Origin of the sequence: Bacillus mesophilum (genome assembly GCF_008923265.1) — a bacterium.
GTDB classification, from domain to species: domain Bacteria; phylum Bacillota; class Bacilli; order Bacillales; family Cytobacillaceae; genus Cytobacillus; species Cytobacillus mesophilum.
On the sequence record NZ_WBOT01000003.1, the window covers coordinates 240,179 to 262,446 of the forward strand.

The following is a 22,268-nucleotide window of genomic DNA, read 5'->3' on the forward strand; positions in this document are numbered from 1 at the left end:
ATCTGCCCCTAAACCCCGTCAGGGTGATACAATTGGCGGAAGATTGGATCAAAGTCTGTCTTCCAAAAACAAATGTGGGTCAAAGAACCTGTCCCCAAAAACCCACCAAAACCCCAAAGTGGGCCGAAGAACCTGTCCCCAAAACCCATTATCCCACAAAAAAAGAGAGACAGTAACCTGTCCCTCTTCAACTCTTATAAACTACCAAGTAATTCAGAAACAACTTTAGCGGCTTGGTCGCGTTTAGCTGTTTTTAGTGGTTCGAATGTGCCTGCGCTAGTACCGTTCATGATGCCTAGTGCAGCTGCTTTTTGTACTTCAGTGTAAAGAGAAGCACTGATTTTGTTGTTATCTTTGAACTTTAAAGTAGTTGTTGGTGCTTTTTTGCCTGTTTTGTACTCATATGCACGCACAGCGATTGCTGCCATTTGGTCACGTGTGATTTCTTTGTTTGGTTCGAATTTAGTAGAAGATGTACCGTTGATGATGCCAGCTTCATATGCTGCGGCAATCTCGTTTTCTAGAGAACCTTTAGAATCTGTGAATGGTGCTTTTTTCGTGCTTTCCAGATCAAATGCACGTGCGATGAATGCAGTGAATTGACCGCGTGTTACGTTTGCAGCAGGTGAGAAAGTTGTTTCAGTTGTACCATTGATAACGCCTTTTTCAGCTAGTTCTGCAATGTAATCGTATGCCCAGAAGCCAGCAGGAACATCTGTAAATGTTTTGCTTCCTTCATTTCCTTCTCCATACCCTTCGCTGCTAAGAACTGTTTCAAAAGTAGCGAATCCAGAATCTTTTGTTTCAACATAAGAAATTGGAGATCCGCTTGCAATATAGTCTCTTGCTTTTGGTGAAGATTCGAATGAAACTTTTGTGTCCTTCGCTACAGGAGCGAATGTCCAGTTACCGTCTGCAGCTGGGTTAATTGTTTTTGTTTCCGTAATATAGTTGATGATGATCTGACGATTTTCATCTGGAGATGCTAGAATTGTATTCTTACTGTCAGCGTTCATAATGCTGTTTGTAGAAGCACGGTAGTTGTTTGTTGCAACAATGAACTCCATGTCAGCTGTTACAGCTTTACCATTGTATTCTAAGTTTTTAATACGGTTTGCATTTGCGTTTACAAGCTTTTGACCATTATCGTATTTTGCTGGCTCAGTTACATCAATTTTGTATGTAACCCCATCGATAACATCAAAATTGTAAGAACGGAAATCAGCGTTTACTAAGGATTGAACCTCTGATTTGTTCGGATCGATCTGGTTGAATTGGCCAGCAGACCACTCTAACCATTCTTTTAATTCAGAACCGTTGATTTTCACAGCGTACAATGTGTTTGGATATAAGTATAGATCTGCTACGTTTTTAATGGCGATTTCACCTTCTGGAAGGTCAGTGAAATACTCAACGCCATTGCGTCCGCCTGCTTTAAATGGAGCGGCAGCTGAAAGGACAGGAGTATCCTTGAATTCAGGATTTTTCTCAACCCAGTTCTCTACATACCATTTTTGAGCGTTTGAAACGATTTGTACAGATGGATCATCTTGTACTAATGAGAAATAGCTGTTGATTGGAGCCGTTGTAGTTCCAACCGCTTCACGAATATAGTTTAAAGTTGTTTCGTGCTCTGTTTTTAATAATTCATTTACAGAATCATCATTTTGAACACCCTCGATTGACTTCAATGTTGCAGTAGAAGCTTCCTCTTGAACAACCCAATCATTGTTTTCTTGCTTCAATTCTAAATCAATTACCCCTAGGTGGTCACCAAAAGAACCTGGCATTGTAACGGGAACACCGTTAATTGTTCCTTTTGCATTGTCAATACCGTGGCCATCTGGATAATCTGCAGATGCTGGATCAGCAGCAGGGAATGTACCGTGCTCATGTCCTGTTAAAACAGCATCAATATCTTCAACTTGTGTTAAGTAGTAAGAAGCATTTTCTGCAAACTCTTGATACGGAGCAGGTGCGCCATTTTCGAACTCACCAAGACCTGCGTGTGAAAGAACGACAACAACATCAGCGCCTTCTTCTTTCATTTTAGGAACAAACTTTTCTGCTTCCTTCACAATATCATTTGCAATGACTTTTCCTTCTAAGTGTGCTTTATCCCAGCTCATGATTTTCGGAGCCACAAATCCAACCACACCAACTTGGATCGTTTGATCTTGACCATTAGAATCTTTCACTGTTTTATCCATGATTGTGTATGGAGTAAAATAGTTTTCATCTTGCTGATCGTGTTTATAAATATTAGCACTCAATACAGCGAAATCGGCATCGTTGATTGCTTCGTTTAGAAAATCCAATCCATAGTTGAACTCGTGATTTCCAAGAGTCATTGCATCATAATCTAATTCGTTTAAAACCTTGATTGCAGGGTGAACTTCGCCAGGCTTTAATTCCTTGCCTGTTGCATAGTAGTCTCCAAACGGATTTCCTTGAAGAAGATCTCCATTATCCAAAAGAATAGAGTTTGGTTCTTCTGCGCGAGCTTGCTTAATCAATGCTGCTGTCTTTGACAAACCAAGCGATTCACTTGGCTGATCTACGAAATAATCGTAGTTTAAGAGGTTCATATGGATATCAGACGTTTCAAGAATTCTGAGATCAATCGTCGCCTCCTCCGCAGCTTGTACTTCTGGTGTTGACGCAAATGCAGGCAAAAAGAAGCCAGCAGCTACCGTTGCACTGACTAAAGACTTTAGAACGAATGGTTTCATTCTAGATCCTCCTAATATGGTATAGGTTTTAAAAACAATACTAGTTTACCAACTTATTTCGACAGAAACAACAGAACAATGTAAATTTAAGGGCAATGGGGAAGATTCTGATACTTTTGGCAGGGGTGTTGGGCAGGGAATTGGGGGTGGTGTGGGTTTTGGGTGGGTGGGTCATGGGGACAGGTTCCTTGACCCAAAATCGACAAAAAGCGGGGCGTCACTGTGACGCCCCGCAAATCTGCTACAATCTAAATGTTTGAATCAAACAAATGACTTAAATCGAACTCAAGTGGTACGTCAGCATAACCGTTTGCTTTAATAACAAACTTAAAGGTTAGGGTACCAGTCTCTTGAAATACTTCATTAAGATATTTAACATTAAAAATTATAATATTCTCTGCCTCAATATCTATATCAAAACCTTCTTCTGGTAATGGAGAAATTAAATATTGGGCTTCATCATTTTGATAATCATTAACATCAATTTTACTAAGATCTGTTGTTGAAACCCCGGTTAGTGGAGCACCATTTAATGTTACTTCACTTATAGACTTAATCCAGTCTTCTCCTCCATCAAAAGAGTAGAAAGGTGTAACGACAGACTCAACGGTCACGGATTTTAAAATAGGCGCAGCTTTCAATTCGCTATTCTCGTCTTATTCTTATAACAACCAAGTTTTATAACGAGCCTTCACCGCACGGGCAGCTTTCACTGCATACGGCGATCCGTCAAAACTAGTTCTTTCTTCTTATATCCCCGAAATGATTATAGTTTATAAAGAGCGGATTGGGAAGAGGGAAATGGTGGGTTATGGGGACAGGTTCGACAAAATTAGAGTTTTTTCGGGGCGTCACAGTGACGGCCCAACGCCGCCCCAACGCCGCCCCAAAGCAGGAACTCCCAAACACACTGTTGAATATATATACAGAACAAGCCTTACCTCCATTCAGCACCACTGACATAATTAAGGCACCCTTCAACCACGTGGATTTATCCTCAATACAAAACATACAACAACCATCACCCATTGAAATCCCTATACATTAAAAAGTAATCTCATACTTCCCCAAATCACCACTTCATAAGACGATTCCGACCTACAAACAGTCACCCAATCAACAACAAATCCACAAAGCAAGACCCCAAACCCACCCTAGCCATCAAAAAGGAGGACCCCCATGCCAAGACTCCCCCGAAAAAAAAGCAAAACCGGAATCTACCATATCATTATCCGAGGAATAAACCGCCAACTGATCTTTGAGGACACCGAAGACAAACAAATCTTCTAGAGCATTCTACTCAGATTCATTAAAGCAAACAAACTCGAGCTGTATTGCTACTGCCTAATGGACAATCACGTTCACCTATTAATAAAAGAAAAGGACGATTCTGTTTCTCAAATTGTACAAAGAATCAGCGCCAGCTATGTCCACTGGTACAACAAGAAATACGAACGCTGCGGACACCTATTTCAAGAACGATTCAAAAGCGAGCCCGTAGAAAATAGAGAATACTTCATGAGAGTGATTCGGTACATTCATCAAAATCCCCTAAAAGCAGGCTTAGCCCAGTCCGTTTTCGAATGCGAATGGACAAGCCTCTACGAATACACCAAAAAAGAACAGCTTATCAATACTGCCCGCGTGTTTAACTTGTTTTCCAAAAAACGTACCGAAGCCATCTCTCTATTTAATGAATATATGCAGCAGAACAACGAAGACAACTGCCTCGAAGACTATGCCAAAAAACTCATCCCCGACAGCGAAGTAATCAACATCCTAAAAGAATGGGGCTACCCCAACGCCACCATACTTCAGCGAATGGAAAAAGAAAACCGCAACAACATCCTCGCAAAACTCAAAACCTTAGACGGCGTCACCATCCAGCAAATATCAAGAGTCACCGGGATCTCGAAAAGTGTGATACAGCGATCATAGGGACAGGTTCCTCGACCCACAATGGGTCAAGGAACCTGTCCCCATAAACCCATCCATTTTGATGGCTACCGTTATGTCAGTGCAATTGAAGTGGATGAAGAAAACGCAACAGTCATCTTCACAACCCAAGGAGATACCTTCTCAGTAAATTGGGAAGACCTAATGATTGACTAAGTTATACAAACAAAGGAGGAGCACAGCAATCTGCTCCTTCTTATTCTATTTCGCTTAATAAAAAATAACGAATACCTCTTTAAACTGCGTCCTCTTCCTCGAATCCGCTAAAATACCTCTACATCTGTTAAAATAACCACCATGAAATAAATCGAAAAAACTGCTTAATATGAAAATACAGCAAACATGATATATTTAAATAATCCACCAAAACTAAGAAAAGGAGGTTGGACCGAGGAACCTGTCCCCATCACCCATGAAAAAATACAAACTAAAAAACAACTTCCAAGGCCTAAAAAAAGGCACCTATTTCTACTTAATAGCCGAATCCGAATTCATCGGCATCAAAGAATATGTCCTTCGGCCAATCGACTTATCTACCAGAATCGCCATCAGCGAAAAAGAACTGCAAAAAAACTTTGTCCTATTAGATCACTTCCGACAATAAAAAAGCACCTCAATGGTCAGGCTTCCCAACCATTCGAGGTGCTATTCATTATAGTACACAATGGGTGAGGGACTCATCCACGTCACCAAAATCAACCTGAATCGCGGAATCTGCCCCTAAAACCCAAATCAAACTGGGTCGAGGAACCTGTCCCTTAAAACCCAATCCAAAATGGGTCAAGGAACCTGTCCCCATAACCCACCTATCACTCCCCAACAAAACCCCCATTCACAAACTCACTCCAAACCCGCGCACCTTCCTCATTCGGCAGATTCTCATCCGTCAAGTAGCCCAGCAGTTCATCCTCCTGCGTCCCTGGCCACGCTGCCCAGTGATCCAAATACACAATCTCCCGCTCATTCGCAAACTGCTCCAAAGCATCCAACTGTGTAAGATAGTAACCAGCCTGATAAATAGGCTGCGATGGCTGCAGCATAAACACCGTATCCGGATTTTCAGCTTGAACAGCATCCATCCAATTAGAGATATGAAGCAGCGAATCTTCAATCCGAATCACACCATTATCCGCAAGTGTGAATGGCTCCAGCAAAACAAGATCCGCATCCAAAGCAGCCAATTCCGCTGCTTTGTTCTCGTTCGTATAATCTGCCGTAGTTCCCTCAAACCCCTGCAGAGTAACACTCACAACTTCCTCGCCATATGCTTCTTCAATCGCCGCCTTGGATAGAGGTGCCCAACTATTTAAAGCATTTGAGCCCACAAAAGCCATCTTAAAAGGACCACCCTCAGCAATCCGTTCTTCCAATCGTAATCGAGCTTCCTCAGGCCAATTCTTCGCAAGCTTCAGGATTGCCTCCGCATCCCCAGTAGAATCTGCTTCTTCCTCAACAGGTGCGTCGCTTTCAGCCACCGAATCCCCAGCGCTGCCACTCTCAACATCCTCCACCGAAACAGCCGTCTCTTCCTTCCAATGCATATTCCCTAAAAAAAGAACCACCGCACACCCAACGGCAAGTATAGTTAATAGAAAATTCTTCATAAAAAACTCCTCCTATAATTAATACTGGGTCGAGGGACCTGTCCCCACAACCCACTTCTTCCTATAATCTAATCAACGAATGGATCGAGGACCCTGTCCCTCACAACCCACTTCCATCTATAATCAATAACAGGGTCAAGGACCAATCAGCCACCATGCCAAAAGACCCACTAACGCACCAAACCCACCCAACTTTCTTAGTAAATTACTTCCATTCTGCTATTTAGACTATCATTTGCTTACAAAGTATTGTTAAATAAAAAAGGATTAAATGCGACAAACGTTACAATTTCATTCAAATTATGACAATAAATCATAATATTAGCAATATATTATGGTATAATACTTTTGTTTTTAGCACTTTATAAAGAACTAGGAGGATACGATGGAAGAAACGATTAGTTTAAAAGAACTATTTCAAACGTTAAAAAAGAGAATGGCTCTTATCATAATTATTACTTTAGTAGCAGTGATGGCAAGTGGTGCCGTTAGTTACTTTGTTTTAACCCCGGTTTACCAATCATCAACACAAATTCTCGTGAATCAGACAGCAGAAGAGGGTCAATACAGCACAAATGAAGTGCAAACGAATCTACAGTTGATTAACACGTATAACATCATTATAAAAAGTCCCGTAATTCTTGAAAAAGTAATCGATGAATTAAATCTTAATATGTCAGCAAGTCAATTGAATGCAAAATTAACCGTTCAAAACGAGCAAAACTCTCAAGTTGTGAACCTTTCTGTTCAAGATGAAAATGCAGCAACAGCAGCAGAGATTGCCAATACAACAGCAGAAGTCTTCCGAAATGAAATTGCAACGATCATGAGCATAGATGTTAATGACGTAACGATCCTATCTCCGGCTGTAGTGACGGAAAACCAGTCTCCAATCAAACCACAGCCACTACTAAACATTGCAATCGCCCTAGTAGTAGGAGCAATGGCTGGTGTCGGACTAGCATTCCTACTAGAATACATGGACAACACTGTCAAAACGGAGCAGGATATTGAAAAGATCGCTGAACTTCCAGTCATCGGTGTAATTGCAACGATTGACAATACAGCTGAAACAGCAAACCGCGCAGAGCGAACTACACGATTAAGAGGTGAATCAATTGGCTCTTAAGAAAAAGCAATTAATGAATAGTAAGCGAAAGCTCATCACAAAGCACGATCCAAAATCACCAATTGCGGAACAATACCGTACCATTCGTACAAATATTCAATTCTCAGCAATCGACCAAGAAATTCGTACCATTCTTGTCACATCTTCAGGTCCTGGTGAAGGAAAATCAACAACAGTAGCCAATCTGGCAGTCGTATTTGCACAGCAAGGGAAAAGAGTTCTTCTAGTTGACGCGGACTTAAGAAAGCCAACCGTACACTATACATTTAACACATTAAACACAACAGGTTTAACCAATGTCCTAACCAATCAGATGTCATTAATGGAAGCTGTTAAAGCAAACGATGAAAAGAACCTATACATCCTGCCATGCGGCCCAATCCCGCCAAATCCATCTGAACTCTTAGGATCAAGGGCGATGACACGCGTAATGGAAGAAGCATTAAACGAATTCGACATCATCCTGTTTGATACACCACCAGTACTAGCCGTAACAGATGCACAAATCCTCGCTAACAAATGTGAAGGAACAATCATAGTGGTCGGAAGCGGCAAGACGGAAAAAGAACAGCTTCTGAAATCAAAAGAGATGCTGACAGCTGCACAAGCGAAGATCTTAGGCGTTGTATTAAACAATAAAAAGATGAAAGATACCGATAATTATTATTATTACGGTGCAAACTGACATTTTTCGACAAAATAAACCCTTTACCACACAAAAGTATGGTGGTACTATGACAATAGCTTTTTAAATCTGGTAATTTAGTGGGAGAGAAGGTGAAAAGATTGATAGATATTCATAGTCATATCTTATCAGGTGTAGATGACGGTGCCCAAACAATAGAAGATAGTCTGGCAATGGCAAGAGCTGCTGTGCAGGAAGGCATCCGGACCATCATTGCCACTCCCCACTTAAATGCATCCTATCAGAATTACAAGGATGACATTAAAGCGAGCGTAGAGCAGCTGCAAGACCATCTTAATAAGGAACAAATCCCGCTGACTGTTCTGCCAGGCCAGGAGGTCAGAATTTACGGGGAACTTCTGGAGGATTTGCAGAATGGCAAAATCTTATCTTTAAATCATACACAATACCTTTTTATTGAATTGCCTTCAAATCATGTTCCTAGATACACCGAGAGACTATTATACGACATTCAGTTGCAGGAACTTACTCCGATCATTGTCCATCCAGAACGAAACAAACAGCTTCTGGAGCAGCCGGACCTGTTATACCAATTTGTAAAGAATGGGGCGCTTACACAAGTAACAGCCTCAAGTCTAAACGGACACTTTGGTAAGAACATACAAAAATTCACAAACCAATTAATTGATGCGAACTTAACGCATTTTATAGCATCTGATGCCCATAACACGATCAACCGCAATTTCCAAATGGCAGATGCCTTCGCGGAAATACAGTCGCAATATGGTTCAGATCTGGTCTATCTGTTAACGGAAAATGCCCAGCTGCTTTTAAATGGGCAAAACGTCTACAAAGAAATACCAGAAAAGGTTAAAAGAAAGAAGTTATTTGGAATCTTCTAAGCGCTTACTTTCCAACACCAACACAGTAACAAGTATCTAATGAAATACGCGACAACGTTCTCGTTAGATACTTCTTTTTTATAATTTTAAATAGGTCAAAAAGCATATGAATCACCAAAATTTTCTCTTGCTTTTTAGGAACTGGGGGCTTTCGAGTTGACGTACCAAAAAAGAATGGCTCTATTAATCATGCTGGATTCATTAATCGTATTATCCGCTATTTATGTGAGCTACCTGACCCTGCACCCGACACTGAAAATATTTACCCTTGAAACATTACTTGTTTCGTCGATTACCTTACTGCTTAGCCATCATATTTTTGCTTCTGTTTATCGACTGTATAGTAAGGCATGGGAGTATGCGAGTGTAGGAGAGCTAATGGTCATCGTTAAAGCGGTCAGCTTATCAATCGCTATGACTGCCATTGTGCAGCAATTCGCATTCCAGGATATTTACTTCCGTGCGCTAATGCTGACATGGATGATGCATGTACTCCTGATCGGAGGATCACGCTTTTCATGGCGCGTGTATCGCGACCGTATCATCAAACCGGAGATCGAACCTGAGCGAGCGCTCATTATCGGTGCCGGTGCTGCCGGAACCATGCTGGCGCGCCAGCTGCTGAATAATCCTGATGCAGGAATGAAGCCAGTAGCGTTTATCGATGATGACCGTTCAAAATACCGTCTCCAAATCCACGGGGTTCCAGTTGTGGGCAATAGTGAAGCGATTAAAGAAACAGTGGAAAAATTAGAAATACAAAAAATTATTATCGCTATCCCATCACTAAACAAAATTGAAATGCAGCGGATCTTCGAGAAATGCGTTGGCCTAAAAGCCAAAACCGTAATCATGCCAATGATCGAAGATGTCATGCTAGGCAAAGTATCCGTTAATCAATTCCGTGATGTACAAGTCGAGGACTTACTTGGCCGCGATCCAGTCGTTCTTAATACAGAAAGTATTTCGAAAAAATTGACCGGTAAAACGATCATGATTACAGGAGCAGGAGGCTCCATCGGTTCTGAAATTTGTCGTCAAGTCTATAAATTCAAGCCGAAAAAAATGATCTTGCTTGGGCACGGAGAAAATTCCATCTACACAATAGATATGGAACTTCGGAACTTAATGAAAAATGACATTGAAATTGTACCAGTTATTGCTGATGTGCAAGACCGTGACCGCATTTTCGAGGTAATGGAAACTCATAGTCCAGATGTGGTCTACCATGCAGCGGCACATAAACATGTTCCATTAATGGAATATAATCCAAGAGAAGCAGTAAAAAACAATGTACTCGGCACCAAAAATGTCGCCGAAGCAGCAGATACCTTCTCTGTTAAAACGTTTGTTCTTGTTTCAACTGACAAAGCTGTTAACCCAACAAACGTCATGGGCTCAACGAAACGAATTGCCGAAATGGTTATCCAAGAGCTGGACAAGCATAGCGCAACAAAATTTGTAGCTGTCCGTTTCGGAAATGTCCTTGGCAGCCGAGGAAGTGTCATCCCGCTATTCAAAAAACAAATCCAAGCGGGCGGCCCAGTAACCGTCACACATCCAGAAATGACAAGATACTTCATGACCATCCCAGAAGCATCAAGGCTTGTTATGCAGGCTGGAGCTCTTGCGGGTGGCGGTGAAATCTTTGTATTGGATATGGGTGAACCGGTCAAGATCGTCGACTTAGCTAAAAACTTAATTCAACTATCCGGCTATACTATAGAAGAAATCGGAATCAAATACTCTGGAATCCGTCCGGGAGAAAAAATGTTTGAAGAACTGCTTGGTGCCAACGAAGTACATCCAGAAGCTATATACCCAAAAATCTTTATAGGCAAAACTGCTAATTTATATGTAGATGAAGTCAAAGAACTGATTATTAATCTTGATATGAACGATGCAGACCTAAGTAAAACCGTGCTTGATATTGCCAATAACAGAGTAAAAGTCAAAGAAGCAGTACTAGTAGCTAACTAAGGAGGCCACTAACCATGAAAGTAAGAAAAGCGATTATCCCAGCAGCAGGACTTGGTACAAGATTTCTGCCAGCAACAAAAGCAATGCCAAAGGAAATGCTACCGATAGTAGATAAGCCAACAATTCAATACATTGTTGAGGAAGCGATTGAAGCTGGCATTGAAGATATCATCATCGTAACTGGAAAAGGCAAAAGAGCGATTGAAGATCACTTCGATAATTCCTTTGAACTAGAACAAAACCTAATCGAAAAAGGCAAGCTTGAGCTACTAAATGAAGTTCAAAAATCATCAAAAGTAGATATTCACTATATCCGCCAAAAAGAACCAAAAGGATTAGGACATGCGGTCTGGTGTGCACGTAAATTTATTGGTGACGAGCCATTTGCTGTTCTGCTTGGAGATGATATCGTACAAGCTGAAACACCATGCTTAAAGCAATTAATGAATGAATATGACCAGACATTCTCTTCTGTCATCGGAGTTCAAACCGTACCAGAAAATGAAACACATCGTTATGGCATTATTGACCCAGCTAGTCAAAATGGTCGCCGTTACCAAGTGAACCAGTTCGTTGAAAAACCAAAGCAAGGAACGGCACCATCTAACCTAGCGATCATGGGCCGTTACGTCTTAACTCCAGAAATCTTCATGTTCCTAGACAAGCAAGAAAAAGGCGCAGGCGGAGAAATACAACTCACCGATGCTATCCAGCAGCTAAATGAAATCCAGCGCGTATTTGCCTACGACTTCGAAGGCACACGCTATGACGTCGGCGAAAAATTCGGCTTCATTAAAACAACACTCGAATTCGCCCTGCAAAACGAAGAAATTAAGGACGATTTAGTGAAATACATGGAAACGAAACTAAATGAATTAAAAGCATTAAACGTGTAATCCTGACATTCTAGATAGGCTGTTCCTCAACACAAACAGTTTATCTAGACCTTTTTTTGTCCAAAACATGTCTCAATATGTAACAAATTGTTGAAAGAACTCATGGTGATGTCTCCTGACCACTATCAATGGAGGCACTCGGCTGCGCTGTGGGTGGGAACCTTAGACATTTTTTGTCGGTGGTGTGGTGTGAGGTGGGGTTGGATGCCCTGTGTTTTATTTTACTATGTAGGAACTTGGTATGGGTAACAATCAAGAATATCTAAGTTTAAATTTTGGTGGTTTAGAAGTTGGTTGGAGTGACAGTTTTAAACTTCAAATAAGTCCTAATCTACTAAAAACTAAACTATTAAAATTAGGATAATTACTAAAATTAAGCGAGGTAATGAAATGTCATATTTAGTTGTTATTGCACATCCAGATGATGAAGTTTTAGGAGCAGGTGCTACTATGTATAAATTAGCACAGGAAGGCCATTCCGTAAATGTTTGCATCCTTTCAGGTGATGTTAATGTTAGAAAGTTTAGACCGAGCACGGAAGAATTAAATGAAGATGTAAATAGTTCTATGAATATTCTAGGTGTTGATAGAGTCATTACGGGCGACTTTCCAAACATTGAATTTAACATGGTCCCACATTTAAAACTTGTACAGTTTATTGAAAATGCAATTATTGAAACTGGTGCGGATGTAATTTTTACACACCATCCAGCGGACTTGAATAACGATCACCTACACACTTCTCTGGCTTGCCAAGCTGCATCTAGGTTATTCCAACGAAGAAGTGATGTTAAACCCTTAAAAGAACTACTCTTCATGGAAGTTCCATCCTCAACAGAATGGGGACTTAACAAAACCATGAATCAGTTTTCACCGAATACTTTTATAGAAGTTGGTGAAGAAAGTGTTGATAAAAAGATAGAAGCTCTAGCTCAGTATCGTGGAGTAATGAGAGACTATCCTCATCCTAGAAGTAATGAGGCAATCAAAGGATTAGCAGCCTACCGTGGTGGGCAAGCTGGGATGGTTTATGCTGAGGCCTTTGAAAGTGTATTTCGACGTGGATTCTAGATAAAGAGAGGATGAGGTAAGTTGAAGAAAAAAATAGCTTTTGCTACTTGTGTACAATTAGGTCTGAGTTGTATTGAAGAAATATATCGCATTGATGGTAGCTTAGATTTACTTATCACGCTTAAGGACGAAAAAGCGAAGAATAAGTCGGGAAGAATTTATTTAGATGAAATTGCAACTGAAAATAATGCGCCCCTCTTGAAGATAGATAATATCAACGATCAAGAGGTTCTTAGTGCTCTAAAAGAACATCAGATAGATTGGTTGTTTATAATTGGTTGGTCCCAAATCGCTCAGAAAGATGTACTGGAAACACCGACATATGGCTGTATTGGTATGCACCCTACCTTATTACCAATTGGGAGAGGAAGAGCAGCAATACCATGGGCAATTATCAAGGGGTTAAAAGAAACTGGTGTCACTATGTTTAAGTTGGATGAAGGTGTTGATACCGGTAATATTATCGGTCAAGGGGTTATCAAATTAGATCAGAATACTACCGCAACACAACTTTATCAAAAAGTTGATGACATGCATATTACACTAATTGCAAAGTACTGGGAAGATATAGTTAATAACAAAATTACACTTACGAAACAAGATGAACTAGAAGCTACAGAATGGCCTGGAAGAAAGCCTGAAGATGGCGAGGTTTTAAACAATATGACTATGGACGAAGCGGATAAGTTGATAAGAGCAGTTACACATCCTTACCCAGGTGCTTTCTACAGAGATGGAGATAAAACATACAGAATTTGGTCTGCAAAAACAAATAAAGATGATGGGTCTATAAAACTTATCGATGGGTATTTAATTCCAATTGATTATGAGATAGAGGTATAGTCATGGAGGATAAGAAATTTCAAAAATTAATTAAGCGTTTATTTGATATTATTGTTTCGTTAATAGTTCTTATTCCTTTTCTTCCTATATGGATTTTAATTGCAATTTTAATTAAAGTTACTTCTCCTGGGCCAGTGTTTTTCTTACAAGATAGACCGGGATTAAATAAGAAAATCTTTAAGGTCTATAAATTTCGAACGATGAGACCAGGTTCGGAAAAAATGGTTAAAGGTCAAGAAGTGATGAAAGACGATAACCGTATCACGGCCATTGGAAAGTTTCTTAGAAGAAGTAAAATAGATGAAATACCTCAAGTATTAAATGTATTAAAAGGTGAAATGAGCCTTGTTGGTCCAAGACCCGAACGAGTAGCATCCCTAGCTGAATATACTGAAGAAATTTCTAAAAGGCTTAATATGAATCCAGGTATGACAGGATTAGCTCAAGTTAGTGGTAACATATATCTTTCTTTAGGAGACCGATATAAGTTTGATGTTTATTATGTAGAGCATTATAGCTTATTACTTGATCTGAAAATAATTATTAGGACTGTTGGTGTTGTGTTATTGGGCGAAGATAGATATGTTAACAAGTATTTGGTAGATATTAATTTAGGATCTACAGAAGTAGCATCTACTAAAGAGGAGAAGGGGTTAAATTGAAAAAGATACTTATTACAGGAGTTAATAGTTATATAGGTACTTCATTTAAAAAATGGGTTTCACAATATCCTGATAAGTATTCTGTAGATTTTGTTAGTATAAGAGATGACCATTGGAGGAAAAAGTCATTCTCTGGATATGACGCCATTTTCCATACAGCAGCAATTGTTCATGTTAATGAAAACGATACCGGGAAATATTTTAAAGTAAATAGGGATTTAACAGTAGACCTTGCAAAGAAAGCCAAAAAAGAAGGTGTGAAGCAATTCATATTTTTAAGTACCATGGGTGTTTATGGTACGGAAATAGGCTCTATTACTAAAGATACTAAGCCAATTCCAAAGACTACTTATGCTCAGTCAAAATATGAAGCTGAACAGCTTTTAATAGAAATCAGTTCTAGTGACTTTAATGTGGCAATTCTACGTCCACCGATTGTATACGGTAGAGGATGTCCTGGGAACTACGTTAGGCTAGCAAAGTTGGCTATATCGCTACCAATTTTTCCAGATATAGAGAACGAGCGAAGCATGATATATATTGATAATTTATCTGAATTTATAAGGATAATAATTGATAATAGCCAAGGTGGTATATATTTTCCCCAAAATAAGAATTATGTGAATACTACTGAATTAGTAAGGCTTATCGCAAAGGCTCGAGGGAAAGAGGTTAAGACATCAAAGGTTTTTAACTGGGCTGTTGCAATAGGCCTTAAACTGTCAGGGACTTTGAGGAAAGTATTTGGATCGTTTGTTTACGATATAGAAATCTCAGGAAGTCCTGGTGCTGAAATAAATTTTAAAAAAATAGACTATGAGGTTGTTGCATTCGAAGAGTCAATTATACGTACTGAAGGTAGGGAGCAAATGTAATGAAAAAGAAGAAAGATATTTTATTTTTATGTCAGTACTTTTATCCTGAATATGTTTCCTCTGCTACACTACCATTTGATACTGCATTGGCTCTTAGTAAATCTGGGTTTACTGTTGAGGCGATGTCTGGATATCCCAAAGAGTACAATCAAATTGATGAAGTTCCAATGAAAGAGACTCATGAGAATATTGAGATAAAGAGATTAAAATATATTCAACTTAAGCGTACAAACTTCATTGGTAGATTAATAAATTATTTCTCATTTACACTTTCAGTTGCTTTACGATTTTGGCAACTAAGAAAATATAAAGCAATTATTGTTTATTCAAATCCACCAGTTCTACCATTAATTGCGGCGCTTGCTAATAAATTATTTGATACAAAGGTAATCTTTGTTAGTTATGATGTGTACCCTGAAATGGCATATATTACAAACACTATTTCAGAGGATAGTATTATAAGCAAAATGATGAAAATTGTTAATAAAAGTATTTTTAAGCATGTAAATAAAGTAGTGGCTTTATCAAATGAAATGAAAGCTTACCTACTTAAACATAGAAAATCGTTATCTGAGCAGCAAATTGAAGTAATTCCTAATTGGTATGAGGATAAGGGATTGTCTAATGAAGTGGAGTCATCTAAAAATACACTATTCAATTCAATTAAAAAAGGTGGAAACCTTGTAGTGTCTTATTTTGGCAATATGGGGATATGTCAAGATCTAGATACCATTGCTGATGCAATAAGGGAACTAAAAGATGACAATAGAATTCAGTTTGTTTTTGCCGGACACGGAAATAAGATGAAGACATTAAAAAGTATTGTAGAAACAGAGAATTTAAATAATGTTATCATTTTTGATTTTTTACATGGGCAAGATTTTCAGGATGCACTAAATATCAGTGATTGTTTCATCGTGAGCTTAGCAGATGGCTTGACTGGCCTAGCTGTACCTAGCAAAACTTACAGTTATATGATGGCTAGCAAACCAGTAATTGCTATTATTGGGGAGGATTCGGATATAGCTAAAGATTTGACTGACAACAATGCTGGCTTTGCGATGGAGGTTGGAGAGAGTAAAAAGCTGATTAATTCTATTAAAGAACTCCTGACTGATAAGGGTAAACGTGAAGACATGGGTAAAAATTGTAGAGATATATTCTTAGAAAAATATACAAAGGATCAATGCACTGAACAGTATGTAAATATGATGAAGAGAATACTGGAGGACTAAAATATGTTTAAAGATAAAACCTTGTTGATAACTGGTGGGACAGGCTCTTTTGGTAATGCTGTAATGAAAAGGTTTCTAGATACTGATATTAAGGAAATTCGTATTTTTTCAAGAGATGAGAAGAAACAAGACGATATGAGAAAGCTTTATAATAATGAAAAACTAAAGTTTTATCTTGGTGATGTAAGAGATATTGCTAGTGTGAAAAATGCTATGCATGGAGTGGATTATATCTTTCATGCAGCAGCATTAAAGCAGGTTCCATCATGCGAGTTCTTCCCTCTTGAAGCTGTCAAAACTAATGTAATGGGTACTGATAATGTGTTAACTGCTGCTATTGATTATGGAGTAAAAAAGGTAATCTGTCTTTCAACTGATAAAGCAGCATACCCAATTAATGCAATGGGTATCTCAAAAGCGATGATGGAAAAAGTTTTTGTTGCAAAGTCAAAAACTGTTTCTCCAGATAGAACTCTAATCTGTGGTACAAGATATGGTAATGTAATGGCTTCACGTGGGTCAGTAATTCCGTTATTTATTGAACAGATAAAAAGTGGTCAGCCTTTAACTGTTACAGATCCATATATGACAAGGTTTCTTATGAGTCTTGAAGAGGCGGTCGAGTTAGTTATTTTTGCTTTCAAAAATGCTGAAACAGGGGATATTATGGTTCAAAAATCACCAGCTAGTACTATTGGTGATTTAGCACAAGCTGTAAAGGAATTATTTAATGCGGAAAATGAAATTAAAATTATTGGAACCCGTCATGGAGAAAAACGTTATGAAACACTTCTTACAAAAGAAGAATATGTAAATGCAGAAGATTTACCTGGCTTCTATAGAGTTCCTGCGGATCAAAGAGATCTTAACTATGATAAGTACTTTGCGGAGGGAGATCAAAAACTTACTACTGTAGAAGAGTATAACTCGGATAATACACAAATTCTTAGCATTGAACAAATTAAAGAAAAACTACTTGAATTAGATTATGTACAAAACGAATTAAATGAATGGAATAAAAAAGTTCATGTTATGAATTAAAGGGTGGTTTTAGTGATGAATATTCTTGTTACAGGAGCAAAGGGCTTTGTAGGAAATAACCTTATAGCAGAACTTAAGAATAGAGGGTATAGTAATATTTTTGAATTTACTAGGGAAAGTGATCCTTTACTACTTGAAAAATATTCAAAGGAATGTGACTTCGTCTTTCATCTAGCTGGAGTTAATAGGTCAAAAGATCAAGAAGAATTCATGGAGGGGAACTTTGGGTTAACTTCTCAATTACTAGAGCTATTAAAAAAGCATGACAATAAGGCTCCTGTTCTGCTTACCTCATCTATACAGGCAGAAAAAGATACTCCTTATGGAGTAAGTAAAAAGGCTGGAGAAGATTTATTATTAAATCATTATTATGAGACTGATGCCAAAGTATATGTATATCGACTTCCAAATTTATTTGGTAAGTGGAGTAAGCCAAACTATAATACTGTGGTAGCTACATTTTGTCATAATATAGCTAGAGACTTAGAAATCCAGATAAATAATCCAAATGCAGAGCTGAATCTTTGTTATATAGATGATGTATTGGAAGAGTTTTTCCGGGCTCTTGAGGGAAAGCCAACTATGCATGATGATTACTGTGTTGTACCTAAAACACATAATATTAAACTCGGTGAATTGGCTAACCTTATAAGGAGTTTCAAAGAAAATAGAGCAAACTTAACTATTCCAAACATGGAAGATGCATTAACTAAAAAACTATATAGTACTTATTTAAGCTTTTTACCAGAAGATCAATTTTCTTATAATCTAAAAATGAATATTGATCATAGAGGTTCTTTTACAGAGTTTATGAGAACACCTGAACGAGGTCAGGTATCAGTCAATGTTTCTAAACCTGGAATTACAAAAGGGAATCATTGGCATCACACTAAAAACGAAAAATTTTTAGTGGTTAGTGGTGAAGGTTTAATTCGTTTTAGAAAGATAGATTCTGAAGAAATAATTGAATATCGAGTAAGTGGTGGGAAATTACAAGTTGTTGATATTCCTACAGGGTATACTCACTCAATAATAAATATAGGGGAAACAGACCTTGTAACCGTTATGTGGGCGAATGAATGTTTCGACCCAGAGAAACCAGACACTTATTTCGTGGAGGTATAAATTATGAAGAAATTAAAAGTCATGACAGTCGTAGGAACAAGACCGGAGATTATTAGATTGTCAGCTGTTATAAATAAATTAGAAGAATCAAATGCAATTGAACATACGCTTGTTCACACTGGCCAAAATTATGATTATGAATTGAACGAAGTATTCTTTAAGGATTTTAATTTAAAAAAGCCGGACTATTTTCTTAATGCAGCCACTGGGACAGCAGTTGAAACGATTGGGAATATACTAGTTAAAATTGATCCTATAATGGAAGAGGTAAAACCAGATGCGTTTTTGGTACTTGGAGATACCAATAGCTGTTTATGTGCTATAGCAGCAAAAAGACGTCATATTCCTATATTCCACATGGAAGCAGGAAATAGATGTTTTGATCAAAGAGTACCAGAAGAAACTAATAGAAAGATAGTAGACCATACAGCAGATGTTAATTTAACCTATAGTGATATTGCAAGGGAATATCTACTAAGAGAAGGGATTCCTTCCGATAGAATAATAAAAACAGGTAGCCCTATGTTTGAAGTTTTAAATTCTAGAAAAGACGACATAGAGAATTCCGATGTATTAGAAAGATTGGATTTAAAGGAAGAAAAGTATTTTGTAGTTTCAGCTCATAGAGAAGAAAATATTAATTCAGAAGTCAATTTCTTAGACTTGGTTGATAGTTTAAATGCAATTGCTGAAAAATATAATATGTCAGTAATTATGAGTACACACCCTAGAACTAGGAAAATGATTGAGGCTAAAAAGATTAAATTTAACCCTTTAGTGAGAACTATGAAGCCCCTAGGGTTTAATGATTATGTAAAACTTCAGCTCAAAGCAAAAGTCGTTCTTAGTGACAGTGGAACAATTAGTGAAGAATCTTCTATTCTCGGCTTTAAAGCGCTTAATATCAGACAGGCACATGAAAGGCCCGAAGCCATGGAGGAAGGATCTGTAATGATGGTCGGTTTAGGAAAAGAAAGAATTCTTCAAGGAATTGAAATCTTAGAAACCCAAGGTGAAGATACTTTAAGGCTTGTAGAGGATTATAGTATGCCTAATGTCTCAGAAAAGGTTCTTAGGATAATTATTTCGTATACAGATTACGTGAAACAAGTGGTTTGGAGGGGATAGTTTGAACGAGCAACCTTTGGTTAGTGTAGTAATACCTTTCTATTCAGGTAAAAAGTGGCTAACAGAAGCAATAGATAGTATTTTAGAACAAACCTACCAAAATATAGAAATGTTAGTTATAGATGATGGTTCGAAAGAAAATATAGATGATTTAACTGAGAAATATAAATCAATTAATATAATAAAAAAAAGCAATGGTGGACCCGCATCAGCAAGAAATTTAGGTATAGAAAAATCCTCGGGAAAGTATATTGCTTTTTTAGATTCTGATGATGTGTGGCTGCCGGAAAAATTACTTCATCAAATTGCTCAAATGGAGTCTAAAGGTTATGTATGGAGTCAGCACTCCTATGAGATGTTTTGGGAAAATTCACATCGTACAAAAATAATTAATACACACATTTATTCGGGAAATGTGTATAGAGACACTTTTATATCTTTTAAAGTGCAAACATCATGTGTAGTTGTGTTGCGTAGTTTATTGCTTGAAAACGGTATTCGATTTCCAGTCAAAAAGAGATTCGGTCAGGATTTAGATTTTTATAGACAAATAGCTAAATTGTATAACTTAGGATATATAGATGGTACTTTTACAAGGTTCAGAATAAGGGGGACAAATGCAGGGTTTAGAGCAATAATACAGTTAAATGATAAACGAACAACGTGGCATGAAATAAAAGAAGATAGGAATGTTGTAAAGTTATTACCAGCCCCTATTCTATTCGCATATCAAATTGCTAGTATATCTAGTAATATTGTCAATTTTATTAATAAAAGATTTATTAAAAAAGAAAGTGTAATTGAATTTATATCTAAAATCTCTTACTTGTTCCCTTATACATTATTTAAAATTTTCTCGAAAAGGGCTAAATAATACCATTGGGTGATTGAATGAAAAAGACAAAAATTATGAAATTATATTTGTTAATGCATAGATTGCAAACAAAGTCTGTACCAGTCTTACCTCAATTAATATCACGTGTAATTAGGTTCCTATTTTCATGTGATATTCCTCCCACAAGTAAGCTAGCAGGTTCTGTTGAGTTAATGCATGGAGGTCTGGGTATAGTAATTCACAAGAATTCTATAATAGGTGAAAATACCAAAATTTATCAAAATGTAACAATAGCTGGTGAGGATGGGAATTCACCTATTATAGGAAATAATGTGTTAATCGGCGCCGGTGCAGTGATTTTAGGTAATGTGACAGTAGGAAATAATGTTAAAATTGGTGCAAATGCTGTTGTGTTATCTGATATTCCCCAAGGGTGTACAGCAGTAGGAATACCTGCAAAAATAGTAGATCGTAAGTAGATATTTGAACTTAGAAAGAGTGATAGAATGAGGAAAAAAATTCTACTCATAATGCATGATATAAATTACGGTGGAGCAGCTAAAATGTTTTCATTCCTGGCCAACGGTTTAAGTGAATTGAATAATGAGGTTTACGTATTTACATTTGAGGGTGATCAACCAAGTTATGCTCTTAATAAAGAAATAACTTATTATCCTACAAATAATAAAAGTAAAAATAAGGTGTTTAGACGAATCAACCAAATGATTAATGTCAGAAAAACTATTAAAAAAGTAAAGCCGGACGTTGTTATTACTTTTTTACCTAACGCTAATGTATATTCAGTCACGGGATCTTTTTTTACTAAGTCATCTATTATAGTTACTGAACGAAGTGATCCTTATTTTGAACGCGGAATTTTCTTAGATTTCAAAAGGTATTTTTATAGATATGCAGATGGAGCAGTATTTCAAACAGAGGGTGCGAAAGAGTTTTATCCTAATAATTTACAAAAAAAATCAGTTATCATACCTAATCCGGTCACAATTTTAGAAGAAAAGCGAGTTATTCATAATGAGAGGAAAAACGAAATAGCATTTGTGGCTAGATTTTCAATAAAGCAAAAACGACAAGATATTATGGTTAAGGCATTTAGGAAAGTAGTTAATGAAATTCCTGATATCAAATTGATATTCTATGGTGACGGAGAAGATATGAAGTTAGTACAAAAAATGGTTATTGAGAATAATTTGGTAGATAAGGTAGTTTTTGCTGGGAAAATAGATGATGTAAAAAGTAGAGTTAAAAATGCCAAGCTGTATGTATCAACTTCCGATTACGAGGGGATTTCAAACTCGTTAATTGAGGCGATGTCCCTTGGACTGCCGGTAGTTGCTACTGATGCTAGCCCCGGTGGAACTAGAATGCTAATAAAACATAGAATAAATGGTTTATTAGTAGAAAGAGGAGATATAGATGCTTTAGCTAACTCAATAATATATATGTTGAAAAATCCTACAGTTGCTAGTGAGATGGGGGAAAATGCGAGGGAAATTGTCAATCTTTATTCACCAGAAAAAATAATTCATAAGTGGGATGAATTTATTGATGATATATTGATGGGTAAAATCTAAATTGGGAGAAATCATT

The 22,268-nt window shown here is 37.7% G+C and carries 21 protein-coding genes; 18 read left to right on the top strand and 3 right to left on the bottom strand.

Features of this window, described 5'->3' with window-relative positions; all coding sequences use genetic code 11:
* Positions 1-194 precede the first annotated feature (194 nt).
* Both F7732_RS10850 and F7732_RS10855 read right to left on the bottom strand, forming a co-directional pair.
* Positions 195-2,732: a bifunctional 2',3'-cyclic-nucleotide 2'-phosphodiesterase/3'-nucleotidase gene (locus tag F7732_RS10850; RefSeq protein WP_151573884.1), complete on the bottom strand. Its 2,538-nt coding sequence runs from the start codon at positions 2,730-2,732 to the stop codon at positions 195-197.
* 248 nt (positions 2,733-2,980) lie between these two features.
* Complete coding sequence (locus F7732_RS10855) at positions 2,981-3,373, bottom strand: hemoblobin-interacting domain-containing protein (RefSeq protein ID WP_151573885.1); 393 nt, start codon at positions 3,371-3,373, stop codon at positions 2,981-2,983.
* Positions 3,374-4,025: 652 nt separating this feature from the next.
* Here F7732_RS10855 and F7732_RS10860 point away from each other — a divergent pair.
* Entirely contained in the window at positions 4,026-4,670 is a 645-nt protein-coding gene (locus F7732_RS10860; RefSeq protein ID WP_338024100.1) for a transposase, read from the top strand.
* A 21-nt stretch (positions 4,671-4,691) separates the two neighbouring features.
* Positions 4,692-4,844, top strand: a complete 153-nt coding sequence (locus F7732_RS22635) for a hypothetical protein (RefSeq protein ID WP_161598865.1) — start codon at positions 4,692-4,694, stop codon at positions 4,842-4,844.
* 653 nt (positions 4,845-5,497) lie between these two features.
* Here F7732_RS22635 and F7732_RS10870 read toward each other — a convergent pair.
* A complete protein-coding gene (locus tag F7732_RS10870; RefSeq protein ID WP_151573887.1) occupies positions 5,498-6,292 on the bottom strand; it encodes a hypothetical protein in 795 nt (264 codons plus the stop codon).
* A 385-nt stretch (positions 6,293-6,677) separates the two neighbouring features.
* On the opposite strand from F7732_RS10870, the gene F7732_RS10875 reads away from it, so the two are divergent.
* The 16 genes from F7732_RS10875 to F7732_RS10950 all read left to right on the top strand — a co-directional run bounded on the left by F7732_RS10875 (position 6,678) and on the right by F7732_RS10950 (position 22,252).
* Positions 6,678-7,421, top strand: a complete 744-nt coding sequence (locus F7732_RS10875) for a YveK family protein (RefSeq protein ID WP_151573888.1) — start codon at positions 6,678-6,680, stop codon at positions 7,419-7,421.
* A complete protein-coding gene (locus tag F7732_RS10880) occupies positions 7,411-8,106 on the top strand; it encodes a CpsD/CapB family tyrosine-protein kinase (protein WP_151573889.1) in 696 nt (231 codons plus the stop codon). The genes F7732_RS10875 and F7732_RS10880 overlap by 11 nt, the downstream gene beginning before the upstream one ends.
* A 101-nt stretch (positions 8,107-8,207) precedes the next feature.
* On the top strand, positions 8,208-8,969 hold the full coding sequence (locus F7732_RS10885) for a tyrosine-protein phosphatase (RefSeq protein WP_151574493.1): 762 nt from the start codon (positions 8,208-8,210) through the stop codon (positions 8,967-8,969).
* A 156-nt stretch (positions 8,970-9,125) separates the two neighbouring features.
* A complete protein-coding gene (locus tag F7732_RS10890; RefSeq protein ID WP_151573890.1) occupies positions 9,126-10,949 on the top strand; it encodes a polysaccharide biosynthesis protein in 1,824 nt (607 codons plus the stop codon).
* A 14-nt stretch (positions 10,950-10,963) separates the two neighbouring features.
* Entirely contained in the window at positions 10,964-11,845 is an 882-nt protein-coding gene (galU, locus tag F7732_RS10895; protein ID WP_151573891.1) for a UTP--glucose-1-phosphate uridylyltransferase GalU, read from the top strand.
* Between the two features lie 390 nt (positions 11,846-12,235).
* On the top strand, positions 12,236-12,916 hold the full coding sequence (locus tag F7732_RS10900) for a PIG-L deacetylase family protein (protein ID WP_151573892.1): 681 nt from the start codon (positions 12,236-12,238) through the stop codon (positions 12,914-12,916).
* Positions 12,917-12,937: 21 nt separating this feature from the next.
* Positions 12,938-13,759 carry a formyltransferase family protein gene (locus F7732_RS10905; RefSeq protein ID WP_151573893.1) on the top strand — a complete coding sequence of 274 codons (822 nt, stop codon included), beginning with the start codon at positions 12,938-12,940 and terminating at the stop codon, positions 13,757-13,759.
* 2 nt (positions 13,760-13,761) lie between these two features.
* Positions 13,762-14,421 (top strand): sugar transferase, encoded by a 660-nt coding sequence (locus F7732_RS10910; protein ID WP_151573894.1) that lies wholly within the window; start codon positions 13,762-13,764, stop codon positions 14,419-14,421.
* Positions 14,418-15,296, top strand: a complete 879-nt coding sequence (locus F7732_RS10915; protein ID WP_151573895.1) for an NAD-dependent epimerase/dehydratase family protein — start codon at positions 14,418-14,420, stop codon at positions 15,294-15,296. The genes F7732_RS10910 and F7732_RS10915 overlap by 4 nt, the downstream gene beginning before the upstream one ends.
* Positions 15,296-16,531 (top strand): glycosyltransferase family 4 protein, encoded by a 1,236-nt coding sequence (locus tag F7732_RS10920; protein ID WP_151573896.1) that lies wholly within the window; start codon positions 15,296-15,298, stop codon positions 16,529-16,531. The genes F7732_RS10915 and F7732_RS10920 overlap by 1 nt, the downstream gene beginning before the upstream one ends.
* A 3-nt stretch (positions 16,532-16,534) precedes the next feature.
* A complete protein-coding gene (locus tag F7732_RS10925; RefSeq protein WP_151573897.1) occupies positions 16,535-17,572 on the top strand; it encodes a nucleoside-diphosphate sugar epimerase/dehydratase in 1,038 nt (345 codons plus the stop codon).
* A 15-nt stretch (positions 17,573-17,587) separates the two neighbouring features.
* A complete protein-coding gene (locus F7732_RS10930) occupies positions 17,588-18,697 on the top strand; it encodes a capsular polysaccharide biosynthesis protein CapF (protein WP_151573898.1) in 1,110 nt (369 codons plus the stop codon).
* Positions 18,698-18,700: 3 nt separating this feature from the next.
* The gene (gene wecB / locus F7732_RS10935) at positions 18,701-19,825 is read left to right on the top strand and encodes a non-hydrolyzing UDP-N-acetylglucosamine 2-epimerase (protein ID WP_151573899.1); all 1,125 of its coding nucleotides are present in this window, start codon (positions 18,701-18,703) and stop codon (positions 19,823-19,825) included.
* 1 nt (position 19,826) lies between these two features.
* Positions 19,827-20,699, top strand: a complete 873-nt coding sequence (locus F7732_RS10940) for a glycosyltransferase family 2 protein (protein ID WP_151573900.1) — start codon at positions 19,827-19,829, stop codon at positions 20,697-20,699.
* A 17-nt stretch (positions 20,700-20,716) separates the two neighbouring features.
* Complete coding sequence (locus tag F7732_RS10945) at positions 20,717-21,139, top strand: serine O-acetyltransferase (protein WP_240056599.1); 423 nt, start codon at positions 20,717-20,719, stop codon at positions 21,137-21,139.
* A 27-nt stretch (positions 21,140-21,166) separates the two neighbouring features.
* The gene (locus F7732_RS10950) at positions 21,167-22,252 is read left to right on the top strand and encodes a glycosyltransferase (protein ID WP_151573901.1); all 1,086 of its coding nucleotides are present in this window, start codon (positions 21,167-21,169) and stop codon (positions 22,250-22,252) included.
* Positions 22,253-22,268: the final 16 nt, after the last annotated feature.